Here is a 13,101-nt window from a genome sequence, read left to right as displayed (position 1 = left end):
GGTGAGCATCCTTCAAATCACTCCGGCGCGCAGCGCGTAAGCGACGGCGTGCGGACGGTTCCGCAACTTGAGCCGGTTCGTCATTCCGTAGATCACGTTCTTCACGGTCCGCTCCGAGTAGCAGAGCTTGTTCGCGATTTCCGCGGTGTCCCAGCCCTCGGCCATCAGCCGCAGCACGTCGACCTCGCGCGGCGACAGGGTGGTGCGGTCTCCGTCGCGGCGCAGGGTCTCGGCCTGCTGCAGCAGATCCCGCATCGAGGTCTCGCGCCCGGAGGCGGCGGCCACGATGCTGCGCACCAGCTGGTCGCCGCCGATCGCGTCGCGCGGCAGCACCGCGGCGACGTGCCAGGCGGCCAGCTCGGCGAGGTCGTCGGCGTCCACGTAACCGGCGACGAACACGATGGCCGCGGGGGTCTCCGAGGCCGCCGCCCGCAGCGCCGCCTTCACCTCGCGGGTGACGCGGTTCGCGGCGAACACGAGCACCGCGGCTTCCCCGCGCTGCTGGCCCGGCATCACCCGCACCTCGCGGCGAGTGCGCAGATGGTCGATGAGGCCGGCGAGCGTGATCGGGTCCGAAGCCCATGCCGCAACCTTGACCTGATTCATCGCTGCCTCCCCGGTGCAGAGCCTGGTGCTTGTCGTGTGCCGGTCAGTGTGCCTACCGCGGCTTCACGAAATCTCTAGTCGGGACGCGCTCATTCTTCACAGCGTGAAGTTGGGCCCGCCGGTGGGGTTCGGTTACCGTCACGGAGACCTGTCCAGACCAGCAGAGGAAATGATGAAGGCGCACGCACGACCCCGCTGGAGCACCGCAGGAGCCGTGAGCGCGTTAACGCTCATATGTGCGCTTTCCGCGTGCTCCGGGGATCGTTCCGTTTCCGGAACAGCCACGTCCGCACCGCTCACTCCGCCGAGTGCGGGAAGCTCGCCGCAAGCCGCTCCACCTGCGTCGACTTCTCCGGCGCAGACTGTGCCGGGACGGGGGTCGTGCGCGTCGGCGGTGGCGGCGATGGATCCGCGGGCGCGCGTGGCGCAACTGGTGGTGCCGGGCGTCAACGCGGGCGATCCGGCGGGCGTCGCGAACCTCGTGCGGACGCAGCAGGTGGGCGGGATCTTCGTGGGGGACAAAAAGACCACGCTGTTGCAAAATGGCGCGCTCGACGACGTCCAGCGGGCGGCGAGAATCCCCGTCTCGGTCGCGGTCGACGAGGAGGGCGGCCGGGTGCAGCGCATCGACGACCTCGACGGCTCGCTCCCGAGCGCCCGGCAGCTGGCGGCCTCGAAGACGCCGGACGAGGTGCGCGCGATCGGCGAGCAGCGGGGGAAGCAACTGCGAGCACGCGGGGTGACGGTCGACTACGCACCGGACGCGGACGTGAGCGACGAACCCGACGACGCGGTGATCGGCGACCGGTCGTACAGCCCGGATCCGGAAAAGGCGCGGCAGTACGCGATGGCCTTCGCCGAGGGCCTGCGCGCGGGCGGGGTGCAGCCGGTGCTCAAGCATTTCCCCGGCCATGGGCACGGATCCGGTGATTCGCACCGGGGCACCGTCGTCACGCCGCCGCTCGACCAGCTGCGCCGGGTGGATCTGGTGCCTTATCGCGACATCGCGGAGTACGGGCAGGTCGGGGTCATGGTCGGGCATCTCGAGGTGCCCGGGCTGACCGGGGACGAGCCGGCTTCGCTGGCGCCCGCGGCGTATCGGTTGCTGCGCAACGAGTTCCACTTCACCGGCCCGGTGATCACGGACGACCTGGGCGGGATGAAGGCGATCACGGACCGGTTCGCGCTGCCGGACGCGGTGCTGAAGGCCCTGCAGGCGGGGGCTGATCAGGCGTTGTTCTCCTCCGGGCACAACGACGTGGGGGCGGTGGTGGACCGGCTTCAGCGGGCGGTGGAGAACGGGGAACTGCCGGCGGAGCGGGTGGCGGCTTCGGTGGAGCGGGTGTTGGCGGGGAAGGGGTTTTGCCGTCCTTGACCTGGGCTGGGTGCTCAGTCGGCGAGCTGCCACTCCTCCAGCCGCCACGCGCGGTTCCGGACGAGGGCGAGCCGATCGACCGTGCCGGTGCCGTGCTGATACGGCCGGGGCAGGCCTTTCTGTCCCATGCGCGAAAGCAGCTGACGATAGATCTCGCCCAGCGAGAGATACTCCGACCCGTCCGGAACGCCCTCCTCCAGGAGAGCGAGCAGCTCGCCGGTGAACGCCGTGTACGGCGCGCCGGGGAACGCGACCGAACCGCTCGTGCGGCTGGAGGACGTAATCGTGTAGCCGCCCTCGATCTCGGTTTGGGCGTGGACGACGGAGCTGGGGCCGGTCATGGCGTCGATCGCGCGTCCGGAGAAGCAGCAGTCCAGCATCAACACCCTGCTCCGCGCCGGGCTGTCGGCCAGCAGCCGACGGAGGAGGCTGACGGGCAGTGCGCTCCACTCGGGATGGCGAACGGCGGTCGTTTCGACTGAAAGATAGAGCTCTCCCCGCGTGTCCACGAGCCCGTGGCCGCAGTAGTAGAGCAGCAAAAGGTCCGTCGCGCTGCTCGCGGGCTCGAGGATGGCGGCGCCGATCTCCGCGACGCTGGCGGGATTGCCGACCGCGGTGAGCCGATCAAGGCGCAACCCGACATCCGGGCCGATGAGCTTGGCGGCGAGTCCGGCCAGATTGTTCGCGGTTGCCGGAAGATCTCCGAGCTCGGGATCAGCGTGCCGTCCGGAACCGATCAGGATCACCTGCGAATGGTCTGGCTCGGGGCGAGCTCCCCACGCTATCCGGCCCGACCGCCGTCGTCCGGGTGCGGGCTCCGGCCGCGGAAACCCGGTAATCGGCGAGGGCGCCGGAGGCAGTCGCAGGCCCTTGTCGGCGGCAGGCTGCCGGTTTGTCTCGAGCAGTTCGTCGGTCCTCCGCCAGAGCTTGTCGAATTCGTCGAGGTCCCCACCGCAGAACAGAACGAAACGCTCGACATATTGCCAAGACGGAAACCTCTCGCCGTTCAGGAATGCCGACACCGTCGGGCGCGAACATCTGAGCTCTCGCGCCAGCGACTGCTGGGTCGGCTTGCGCGCGATCCGGTGCAGGTCCTGCAGTCGTAGCGCGAAAGCGTGCAAGGGGTTTGCTGGATCCAGCGTGGGACGGTTCCGGGGCACCACGCACCGCCTCCTCCGGGGTGCTCCGTTCCATGGTCGCACAGTGCCCGCGCGACCACGCCGGAATCGCGAGCGGCTGGAGGTCAGCCGTAGTCCGGGGTAGTTCGCCGTTGTCCGGCTAGGTCTCGCGCTTGATCGGCGAGGCTCGGCTATGCCGGAATCCATTGCCGACCGTGTTTGCCGACGGTAGACCGGGCTGAACCTGACTGTCGAACTCGGAGCCGCGTCATGGAGTGGATCCAGCCTTGTTTGCCGTATGGCCTCGCCGGAGTCGTGCTGTGGCTTGTCCACCGGCTGCTTGACCTGGCTGCGCTCGCGCTGGTTTTGCGGGGTTCGAAGCCAGCTGATCGTCCGGAGATCATCCGCGAGTTCGGCCGCTGGCAGTCAGCACCTCGTCCGCTCGCGGCGGGAAACGCGAGCTCTGAGCAGACCCCGCCTTCGACCCCTCGCTGACTCAGTCCTCCTGCGCGAGAACCCGGGCCAACACCGCGGCGGCACTCACCGTCTGCGGATGGTCCTCCCCCAATGCTCTGCGGCACCTCGGCACCAGGTCCTCCAGCACCGCGAGCGCGGAAGCCCGGTCGCCCAGCCGGAGGTGGATCTGGACCAGATTGCCGGTAGTCCGCAGCGTTCCCAGGGCATCCGGGCCCAGGACGCGGCGGCTTCGGGCCAGCACATCCTCCGTCTGGTCGCGGGCGCGTTCGTATTCGTTCAACCCCAGGTACGCCACGCACAGGTTGTTCGCGACGGTCAGCGTCAGCGGATCGTCCTCGCCCAGGACGCGGGCGGCGCGGGGCAGGAGGCCGGCGAGGAGGTCGCGGGCGGCCGCGTGGTCGGTGGTGCCGATCAGGCAACCGGCCAGGCGGTTGGCGGCGGCGAGGGTGTCCGGGTGGTCCTCGCCCAGCGCCTCGGTCCATTCCGCGTGAACGAGCCGTCCCAGTGCGGCGCCGGGGTGGGCTTGGCCGGAGACGAACAGGTATCGCAGCACTCGAATGAGCAGCGCGCGGTGTTCCGGCGGTTCGTGGCTGCGGAAGCCCGGTCCCGCGGCGGACATCCGGATGGCGACCGCGAGCCGGCGGTATTCGGGCCACGACTCCTTCAGGTCGGGATCCAGGTCCACTGAGGCCGGGGCTTCCGCGAGTGGCGGCAGCACGGGATACGGCGGCGGCTGCTCCTGGTCCCAAAGCGAAGCGGGCGCACCGGACGCTTCGAGCAGGCTCGCCGGGCAACCCCGTTCGTGGAAGAGGTCGCATCCGGAGCTGAGCACCGAATGCGAGCGGCCGGAGTGGAGAACGGGCACCGGGTACGCGTGGAACGGCTCGCCGTGGTTGTCGATGACGGTGGTGCCCTGGCGACCCGCGCAGGTCCAGTCCACTTCCAAGCGCCAGGCGACCTCGTGGGTGGTGGTGACCGGTTCGATTTCGAACTGCTCGACGTCGGTCGCGCTGACGGTGAACGGAAAGTCCGGGCCCTGCGCGACCAGACGCGGCGACGGGGCGTCGAAGTCGGTCGTGAAGGGGCGCGGTTCCAGGAGCCCGCCGACCCGGACCAGCAGGCAGGCCGGGCGCGGCGGGGTGCGCGAGACGACCACGACCCGCGCCGACTGCAGGACGACGGCGCGGGTCGTGCGCGCTTCCACCGTGACGATGTGGACCGTTCCGCCGGGCACGGCGACCCGCGGCGGATCGGTGTCGAGGACCAGGTCGGCCAGGGTTCCGCCGGGGCGGAGGCGGACCGAGGCGATGAGCGGGTCGGCCAGGTCCGCCGGGCTGTCGCCCGATCGGCCGACGTTGATGTCGCCGTGCACCGATCCGGCCATCACGACCTTGTCGAACCGGCCCCCGGTGATGCGGTTGGCCGAGGACTCTTCCGCGTCCGTCATCCGGGCGAGCCTAGTCGTTGGCTCAAGGAACGAAAGGGGTTTCCGGGGCCCACCGGATGTTCGCTGGAGACTTCCGGGGGGAGGGTACGTCTGGCCCAGCACCGGCTCCCCCGGTAAGCCTTCGGTTCTTCACCGCGCGCCGGAGCCGGAGTGCCGCGGCCTCAGCTCGCCTGCTCCGCCGGTTCCCGTTTCTTGGCCAGCATCCGGCGGAACCCCTCGGCCACCACCTTCGCGGTGTCCTTGCCGCGGTCGGCGGTGATCCGCTCGGCGATTTCGGCGGATTCGGCGGCGACCGCCTCGCTGCGGGCGAACATCCGTTCCTCGTGCAGCGCCAGCGCGGTCTCGACGTCATCCGGATGCGCCGCCAGCAGCTCGGCGAGATCGGAGCCGTCGAGCATGGCCAGGTTCGCGCCCTCGCCGTTCGGGCCCTGCACGTGTGCCGCGTCGCCGATCAGCGTCACCCCCGGGATCCGCTCCCACCGGGGCAGGTGCGGCAGCCGGTCGTGCCTGCGCAGGATCGGCGCGGTGTCGCCGCCGGAGATCAGCTCGCGGATTTCCGGGGCCCAGCCGTCGAATTCGGCCGCGACCCGGTCCAGGGCGGCCCGGGAGTCGAGGCGCTCGAGCGCGTCGAACCATTCCGGCGGCTTGTTCAGCATCGCGTAGGTGTGCAGGGCGTCGCGTTCGCGGTGCACCATGATCCGCTGGCCGGGCGCGGGCGCGCCCATGCCGCCGCCGCCCACGATCTTCGCGGCCGCCGGATGCCGGGTGTCGGCGTCGTAGAGATACGTCTCGACGAACGTGAAGCCCGTGTACTCCGGCACCACGTCGGACAGCAGCCGCCGCACCCGCGACCACGTGCCGTCCGCTCCGACCAGCAGCTTCGCCACGACCGAACCGCCGTCGGCGAAGGAAACCTCGTGCCCGCCGGCGACCGTGCGGACGCCGACGGCCTTCCGGCCCCAGTGGACGGTGCCCTCCGGGAGCGAGTCGAGCAGCATCTGCCGCAGTTCGCCGCGCAGGAGTTCGGGACGGCCGCCGGTGCCGTCGTCGGGATGGTCCAGCAGGACGGTGCCGTCGGGATCGAGGATCCGCATCTGCTGGCGGCCCTCGAGGATCAGGCCGCGGAACTCGTCCATCAAGCCCGCCGCCTCGACGGCGATCTGCCCGTTGTAGTCGTGGATGTCGAGCAGCCCGCCCTGGGACCGCGCCATCGGCGACGGCTCGGCCTCGTAGACCGTGGCCGGAATCCCGTGCCGGTACAGGACCCGGGCCAGGGTCAGCCCGCCGAGGCCGGCGCCGATGATGGTGACTGGAGTCTGCATTGTTCTCCCCTGTGCGTTGATGACTTCCGAAGGTTCGCCTCCGGCGCTGGCGTCGGGCGCACACGGCGCTGGCAGTCCGCTGCCAGGCGCTGACAGCGCGTCAGAGTCTGGGATCCGAGACACAATCGCCCGGCGGCTACTTGGCCGCCGGGCCCGCGCTGACGTTGAGTTCGTCCAGCGCATTCACCGAAGAACCGCGGGAGGGGCACGTGGCGGCCACACTGGAGCGACGCTCGATCGACCCGGTGCCGGAGTCCGAGCGGCACGGGCACCCGCGCAGCCTGTTCACCCTGTGGTTCGCCGCGAACACGCAGATCACCTCGGCGGTGACTGGCGCGCTGACCGTGCTGGTCGGCGTGCATCCGCTGTGGGCGATCGTCGCGGTCGTGGCGGGCAACGCGCTCGGCGGCATTCCGATGGCGCTGCACGCCGCGCAGGGGCCGAAGCTCGGCATCCCGCAGATGATCCAGTCGCGGGCGCAGTTCGGCGTGTACGGCGCGGCGCTGCCGCTGGTGCTGGTCGTGGTGATGTATCTGGGCTACTTCGCGAGCGGTTCGCTGCTCGGCGGCCAGGCGGTCGCGCAGATCACGCACCTGCCGACGGACGCCGCGATCGCGGTCTACGCACTCGCCTCGGCGGTGATCGCGATCGTCGGGTACCGGCTGATCCACCGGTTCGGCTGGATTGCGTCCGCGTTGTCCGTGGTCGTCTTCCTGTACCTGACGATCCGGCTGATCAGCGGGCACGACCTCGGTGCGGTGCTCGCCGCGCCGCACCTGGACTTCCCGAAGTTCCTCCTCGCGGTGTCCCTGACCGCGTCGTGGCAGCTCACCTTCGGCCCGTACGTCGCCGACACCTCGCGCTACCTGCCGTCGGCGACGTCGGTGCGCGCGACGTTCTGGTGGACGTACGGCGGCACGGTGCTCGGCGCGGTGTGGGCGATGTCGTTCGGCGCGCTGGCGTACGCCATTGCCGGGAAGGCGTTTAAGGGCCACGAAGTCGCGTACGTCGTCGGCCTTGGCGGCGAAGCGCTGTTGATCCCGCTGTTGCTGGCCATCGCGCTCGGCAAGTTCACCGTGAACGTGCTGAACATCTACGGCGGCTACATGACCGTCGCGACCGCACTGACCGGTTTCGGTCGCCGCGCCGCGCTCTCCCAGGCCACGAGGATCGGCTACATCGCGGGGGTCGGCGTGGTCGGCGCGGTGATCGCCATCCTCGGCCGCGGCCAGTTCCTGTCGAACTTCGTGCTGTTTCTCGATTTCCTGCTGTACTTCCTCACGCCGTGGAGTTCGATCAACCTGGTCGATTTCTACCTGCTGCGCAAGGAAAAGTACGACCTCGAAGCGCTCTACGACCCGAACGGCCGCTACGGTCGCTGGGCCTGGCCCGCGCTGGCCGCGTACGTGCTCGGGATCGCGGTGCAGATCCCGTTCGCCAATGTGGAGGGCATTTTCGTCGGCCCGATCGCGCCGTTGCTCGGAGGTGCGGATGTCTCGTGGCTGCTCGGCCTGATCGTGCCCGGCGCGCTGTACGTGGCGTTCACCCGCCGGTCGGTCGCACTTCGAGTGTGACGGTTCGGGCCGGGTTCGCGGCTTGGTCCGCACTGGCGACAGCGAACGCGGTCAACGGCAATCCGCTCGCTCCGGCCAGCACCCGAGCCGCGGAAGCCGCGCGGGCCAAGGAGACCGTCGAACCGCCGCTTGCTGGGCCGCCGGGGACGGGCATGCCGTGACCGAGCACGGTGACGCGGATGGACTGTCCTTTAAGGACTAGAGCCCAGGTCGTCAACATCGCTCGCCCGGATTCGTTCGGAGTGGTCGCGTTAGGACTGAACAGGCTGCCGTCGAAGCTGACCGTGACCGCGTCGGTGCCGACCTTGGTGGACGCCCCTGGTGCCGCAAACGTTTTCGCTAGCTGCTTCAGCTTTTCCTGTCGACCCTTGGCCGCGGCGGCATCGCTGGATTGCTCGCTGTGCAGGCGGGCCAGTTCGGCGCGGAGACCGTCGTCCGGCTTGGCCATCGTGACGACCGGAGGGGCCTGTCGAGTGGTCAGCACTATTCCGCCCGCGATCGCGCCGCCGATCGCCACCACTGCCCCGGCGGTCAGCAGGTGTCGGCGGATCGGTCGTCGGCGCAACCGTCCGGAGTGGACTTTCGCGATCACCCGGCGGCCCGCTTTCGCGGCGGAATTTCCTGGTTGCAAAGCCAATACCGCCGCCCACGCCGCGTCTGCCGCGGCGAGGTCGCCGGACTGTGCGTGCACGCGGGCCAGCAGGTCGAGTCGTGCCGGGTCGCCTGCCGAATCTGGTTCCAGGAGTGCGACCGCCGCCTCGTACTCGCCGCGTCGGGCTAGGTCGGCACCCTCCGCCAGGACGAGTTCCCGTTCCAGCGCTGGCGAAAGTCCGTTCATTATCGCTCCCCGCGAAGAATGCCGCCGCCCGTTTGGCCACGCCGGTTGTCCGGAAGCAGGCGGCGCAATCGGCGGTTGACGTCCGGCAGTGCGGCCCAGTTCGACGTCGCGACCACGTGCTCGCCCTCCCGGATCAGCTCCCGCGCGCGGGCCGGGTCGGACATGGCGTCGCGCGAAGCCCGAAGTGCGTTGAACACCTCCAGGTCGAGCGAACCGTCCCGGCGCAGCAGCAACACCTGCAGGTCCAGCGCTCGCTCGGACAGCCGTTCGCCCGCTTCGACGTCGTGCGATTCGGCGATGACCGCGTACCGGCGTTCGATCTCGGCCAGTTCGCTCCGGTCCTCGTCCGCGCCGACCCGGCCGACCAGCTCGCGGCAGTGGTCGATCTGGTCCCGCAGCCGTTCCAGCACCGCGGGAACGCGCAGCTCCGCCTCGATGTCGTCGAGGTCCGCCTGCACGTCGCGCATCCGCCGCTCCGCCGCGACCGCGGCCCCCTCGTCGGTGCTGCCGGACCGCACTTCGGCGCGGACCGCAGCGACGCTCCCCTGTTCGTCCAGCCGGTTCAGCAGCCCGCGCGCCCGGTCCGACCGCGTTCCCTCGACCTGTGTCCGCACCTGTTCGTGCCGCGCTTCCAGCTCGTTCAGCAGCCGCCGCAGGGTCTGCGGGTCCGGCACTTGCTGCTGCTTGAGGTCGATGGTCGCCTCGAACTCGTTGTCCAGCAACGGAACCTCGGCGACCACGGACACCTGCCGCGAATCGTCCATTTCGAAAGTCATCACGACCTCGCTTCCGCGCGGCAGGTCGAACCGCACGTCCTTGGCCCGGATTTCGATGACGCCCACCTGCTGATTCCGTTCGCCGCGGCGACGTTCGCCCTCCGCGACCGGGATCCGGATCACCGAGGACGTGTTGCCGCGCACCAGGGTCGCCGTAGTGAAGAACGTTTGCCGTTTCGCCGCGGGCAACGGCGAGTTCTTCATCAGCATGGGAGTGAAGGACCCATCGGCTTCGGTGAGGCCGACCGTGTTGACCACGGTCTGACCCATCATTTCGTTGAGCTGATGGGTAATCGTGAGCGAGTCCGGCCGCACCGGAACCCGCGCGCCGGCCGGATCGAGCAATTCGATTTCGAAGCGGTTCGTGCTCAGTTCGTCGAGCACCGCGTCGACGGTGAAAGTGCCGTCGGCGGAAAGGGAAACCTCGGACGTCCGGTAAACCGGCCTGCGCTGCGGTGCGCTGAGCGCGATGCGGAACCTTGCCCACTCTGCCGAACCGTCCGTCGAACACCGGCCCGACACCGGCACACTGGGCAGGCTGGTGGTGGCCGGACAGGACAGTTCCAGCGCGTACTCCCCGCGTTTCGCCGGGCGTACGGTTCGCGGCCGGGCCACGGTTCCGGCGTAGGCGGCCGCACCGCGCGCCACCACGGTGCTCGGGTCCTGGCTGTGGTCGAGCGGGATGCCGAGCCCGATCGACGGGTCGGCCAGCAGTTCACGCAAGCCGGGTGCGAGCGTCGGGCCGCCGACGAGCAGCAGCCGGTCGATGTCCGCCGGGCGCAGATTCGCCGATTCCAGCGCGGTCCGGCACAATCGCACCGCGCGAAGGTAAAACGGACGCGCCAGCCGGTCGACCTCCTCGCGGCGCAGGATGTACTCGAACATCTCCTCCTGCCCGTCGCCGCGGTCGAGGTCCAGCAGCACCTGAGTCCGTTCCGCCTGGGAGAGCTGGATCTTCGCGGTCTCGGCGGCGCTGCGCAGCCGCGCGAAGTTCCTTCGCCACCGGGGATTTCCCTGACGGAACTCGGTGAGCCCGAGTTGCCGTGCCGCTTCCGGCGCGAGCACCTGGTCCAACACCGCCTGGTCGATGTTGCGGCCGCCGAGGTGCGTGTCGCCGGCGTGATGCAGCACGCTCAACTCCCCCTCGATGGTGCTGACCACCGCGGAGTCGAACGTCCCGCCGCCGAGGTCGAACACCATCCAATGCGCGCCTTTGCTTTCGTTCTGGAATCCGAACGCGAACGCCGCCGCGGTCGGTTCCTGCAGCAGCGGGCAATTCCCGGTGAAGCCAGCCAGTTTCGCGGCTTCCTGCGTCGCCTCGGTCTGATTGAGCAGAAACGCCGCGGGTACCGTGATCACCGCCGAGTCCGGCATTTCGCCCGGGACGGAACCACGCAACGTCCGCAGCACTTCCGCGGACAGTTCCACCGGCGTCATGCTGACCCCGGCCTTCGGGAATTCCCGCCGCGCGTCCGGCAATCCCATGGACTGCTTGAATTCGATCTGCACGCTGTCCGGGTCGTCCTCGAGCCGGCGCCGCGCTCCCGCTCCGACCTCGATCACCCCGCGGTTGCGGATCCAGACCGCGGACGGCGTGTAATCCATCAGCGCGTTGTTCTTGACCACCGACACCGCACCGTTTTCGAGCACCGCGATCGCGCTGTTCGTGGTGCCGAGGTCGATCCCGAAATCGATCGTGTCACGCATCCGTCTCCCCGTTCTCCCGGGCGGCCGGGCGCCCGACGATGACCTGTCCCATCTGGATCCGGCGGCCGGTCAGGTAAATCGACGGCCGCACGGTCTCCACCACCCGCTCGACGTCCAGGTCCGGTTCGTCCTGGAACAGCAGCACCTCGAGCGCCATCCCGGAACCGAACGGGATCCGGTCGTGGTCCTGCACCAGCACCCCCGCCGCGTCGAGCGCGTCCTGGCTCGCGCTGAGGAACCGGCCCGCCTGCCGCGCCGCCCGGTCCTGCGCCCCGGCGAGCTTGCGCCGCGCCCGCCACAACGCCGTCGCCGCCTCGGCCAAGTCCGATTCGGACAGTGGCGAGTCAGTGTCCGTTGTGGTCAGTACAGAGGAGAGCAGTTCTCTCAGCCGGACGCGTTCCTCCTCCCGCAGGCCAGGTTCGGCGATTCGGAATTCCTTGTGCTGTCTGCGTTGCCGTGCTTCTTCGCCTCGCCGGTCCCGCATCACAAGCCCCTCTGCACCCGAACGAACGGGGCGACGTACAGCAGCACCGCCGCCACGGCGATGGCCAGCCAATACGGCAGCTCAACCGGAGTGAGCGCCAGATAAATCCCCGCGTCCAGGCCCAGCAGCGCCGGATACCGTCCGGGCGTGGTCCACGGGCGGGCCGCGACCAGGCAGTTCGTCAGCGCGCCCGGAACCGTGCCGAGAAACATGATCGCCGGGAACGCGTCCTCCGGAAGCTTCAAAGCCAGGAACACCGTCGCCGCCACCGCGTGCAGCAACGCGCCGAACACCCGCGCCGCCGACGGCTCCGGAGCCGGGCTCGGCACCTCCACTGTGGCAGCGATCTCGTTGCGGGACACGGCTTCCAAGGTCTCCGGATCACGGCTGCACCGCCGGGCGACCGCGAACACGTCCCGGATCAGCTCCGCCGACGCGCCCCGCACCTCCGCCAGCGCGACCCCGATGTTGTTCGCCACCACGGCAATCGACTCCGAAAGCGACGCTGTCCGCCGGAATTCCTCCCGCGGAACCACTTCTTCGAGCCGGTCGAACAGCGGCTCGGCCTCTTCGATCGCCCGCTTCGCGGCAGCCTGCACCCGGTTTCCGTCCAGGTCGCCCCGAAGGTCTTTAAGCAGCGCCTCGACCCGCCGGTACGTCCCGTCGGCAATCGCCGCCCGCGCGTCGGAGACCGTGTGCCGATCAGCCCCAAACAACGCCAGATATCCGGTGAATCGCCGCGGCTCAGCCGACCTCGCGGCTACTTCGATCAACGGCGCGAGCAACGCGTCCGGCAACGCGGCGCGCAGACCATCCACAGTGGATTCGTCAAGCCGCCGGTCGCCGAGCTTCTCGACGCGGTGGTTGAGGTGCCGCCAAAACGATTCACTGCGCAGGACTATGGACCAGCAACGAGCGGCTTCTATCCACAATGGAGTGGGGTGATCTTCGGTGCGGGCGGCTTCCGCGTCAAGGGCCGCCGCGTAAGCCGCGACCGCGTTGTCGTGCTTGCGATGCAACTGAAGCGGACATCCGCAGCCGGCGGGCCTGCCCCAGATCCAGAACACCTCGTCGACGAGCCGGTGCTCGGTGTTGCCGAGCGCGTCGAAGGCCGCCCGCACCTCGTCGACGGTCGCGTCCGCGGCCACTCCGTCCGGTGTCGCGCCGCCGACTTCGAGCACCCCCAGGACTCGAAGTCGCCGCTCCCGCACCTCCCGCCGCGTCGCGACCGCGGTGAGCCCGACGATCCGGAACGGGTTGCGCCGGTACAGCTCGGGCGTCGAGATCTCCCGCACCCGCGCCGCGGCGGCCCGGCCCCGCCCCTCGTTCGCTCCCATGCCGGGGAAGGTAGGACGACCTGGCCGGGAGGGGTCCCGG

10 protein-coding genes are annotated in these 13,101 nt (G+C 69.6%); 2 read left to right on the top strand and 8 right to left on the bottom strand.

Annotation, left to right across the window (positions count from 1 at the left end; all coding sequences use genetic code 11):
* Positions 1–12: 12 nt before the first annotated feature.
* Positions 13–606, bottom strand: a complete 594-nt coding sequence (locus F9C11_RS12870) for a response regulator transcription factor (RefSeq protein ID WP_409185092.1) — start codon at positions 604–606, stop codon at positions 13–15.
* Positions 607–1,009: 403 nt separating this feature from the next.
* Here F9C11_RS12870 and F9C11_RS12865 point away from each other — a divergent pair, with 403 nt between their 5' ends.
* Entirely contained in the window at positions 1,010–1,981 is a 972-nt protein-coding gene (locus F9C11_RS12865) for a glycoside hydrolase family 3 N-terminal domain-containing protein (protein ID WP_409185091.1), read from the top strand.
* Between the two features lie 14 nt (positions 1,982–1,995).
* Here F9C11_RS12865 and F9C11_RS12860 read toward each other — a convergent pair whose 3' ends face one another.
* From F9C11_RS12860 to F9C11_RS12850, 3 genes are all read right to left on the bottom strand, one after another.
* Positions 1,996–3,102, bottom strand: coding sequence for a caspase, EACC1-associated type (locus tag F9C11_RS12860; protein WP_409185090.1), 1,107 nt, complete (start codon positions 3,100–3,102; stop codon positions 1,996–1,998).
* Between the two features lie 493 nt (positions 3,103–3,595).
* A complete protein-coding gene (locus tag F9C11_RS12855; protein ID WP_409185089.1) occupies positions 3,596–5,023 on the bottom strand; it encodes a tetratricopeptide repeat protein in 1,428 nt (475 codons plus the stop codon).
* Between the two features lie 161 nt (positions 5,024–5,184).
* On the bottom strand, positions 5,185–6,345 hold the full coding sequence (locus F9C11_RS12850; RefSeq protein WP_409185088.1) for an FAD-dependent oxidoreductase: 1,161 nt from the start codon (positions 6,343–6,345) through the stop codon (positions 5,185–5,187).
* A gap of 209 nt (positions 6,346–6,554) precedes the next feature.
* Here F9C11_RS12850 and F9C11_RS12845 point away from each other — a divergent pair, with 209 nt between their 5' ends.
* On the top strand, positions 6,555–7,919 hold the full coding sequence (locus F9C11_RS12845; RefSeq protein WP_409185087.1) for a purine-cytosine permease family protein: 1,365 nt from the start codon (positions 6,555–6,557) through the stop codon (positions 7,917–7,919).
* Here the strand turns inward: F9C11_RS12845 and F9C11_RS12840 are convergent.
* From F9C11_RS12840 to F9C11_RS12825, 4 genes are read right to left on the bottom strand one after another with little or no spacing between them, the layout of a single operon-like run.
* The gene (locus tag F9C11_RS12840) at positions 7,888–8,757 is read right to left on the bottom strand and encodes a hypothetical protein (protein WP_409185086.1); all 870 of its coding nucleotides are present in this window, start codon (positions 8,755–8,757) and stop codon (positions 7,888–7,890) included. The two genes, F9C11_RS12845 and F9C11_RS12840, sit on opposite strands and share 32 nt — an antisense overlap.
* A complete protein-coding gene (locus tag F9C11_RS12835) occupies positions 8,757–11,240 on the bottom strand; it encodes an Hsp70 family protein (RefSeq protein WP_409185085.1) in 2,484 nt (827 codons plus the stop codon). Before F9C11_RS12835 ends, F9C11_RS12840 begins: the two co-directional genes overlap by 1 nt.
* Positions 11,233–11,724 carry a hypothetical protein gene (locus F9C11_RS12830; protein ID WP_409185084.1) on the bottom strand — a complete coding sequence of 164 codons (492 nt, stop codon included), beginning with the start codon at positions 11,722–11,724 and terminating at the stop codon, positions 11,233–11,235. Before F9C11_RS12830 ends, F9C11_RS12835 begins: the two co-directional genes overlap by 8 nt.
* Positions 11,724–13,061: a hypothetical protein gene (locus F9C11_RS12825; RefSeq protein WP_409185083.1), complete on the bottom strand. Its 1,338-nt coding sequence runs from the start codon at positions 13,059–13,061 to the stop codon at positions 11,724–11,726. The genes F9C11_RS12830 and F9C11_RS12825 overlap by 1 nt, the downstream gene beginning before the upstream one ends.
* Positions 13,062–13,101: the final 40 nt, after the last annotated feature.

The sequence above is a fragment of the Amycolatopsis sp. VS8301801F10 genome (assembly GCF_046195355.1).
GTDB lineage: Bacteria > Actinomycetota > Actinomycetes > Mycobacteriales > Pseudonocardiaceae > Amycolatopsis.
The sequence above is the reverse complement of the archived record's forward strand: the minus strand, read 5'-3'. Positions and strand labels throughout refer to the sequence as shown.

What these genes read in the sequence shown, in the direction of transcription:
- F9C11_RS12870 (WP_409185092.1), bottom strand. Translation starts at nt 606, where the DNA reads ATGAATCAGGTCAAGGTTGCGGCATGGGCTTCGGACCCGATCACGCTC.
- F9C11_RS12865 (WP_409185091.1), top strand. Translation starts at nt 1,010, where the DNA reads ATGGATCCGCGGGCGCGCGTGGCGCAACTGGTGGTGCCGGGCGTCAAC.
- F9C11_RS12855 (WP_409185089.1), bottom strand. Translation starts at nt 5,023, where the DNA reads ATGACGGACGCGGAAGAGTCCTCGGCCAACCGCATCACCGGGGGCCGG.
- F9C11_RS12850 (WP_409185088.1), bottom strand. Translation starts at nt 6,345, where the DNA reads ATGCAGACTCCAGTCACCATCATCGGCGCCGGCCTCGGCGGGCTGACC.
- F9C11_RS12840 (WP_409185086.1), bottom strand. Translation starts at nt 8,757, where the DNA reads ATGAACGGACTTTCGCCAGCGCTGGAACGGGAACTCGTCCTGGCGGAG.
- F9C11_RS12835 (WP_409185085.1), bottom strand. Translation starts at nt 11,240, where the DNA reads ATGCGTGACACGATCGATTTCGGGATCGACCTCGGCACCACGAACAGC.
- F9C11_RS12830 (WP_409185084.1), bottom strand. Translation starts at nt 11,724, where the DNA reads ATGCGGGACCGGCGAGGCGAAGAAGCACGGCAACGCAGACAGCACAAG.
- F9C11_RS12825 (WP_409185083.1), bottom strand. Translation starts at nt 13,061, where the DNA reads ATGGGAGCGAACGAGGGGCGGGGCCGGGCCGCCGCGGCGCGGGTGCGG.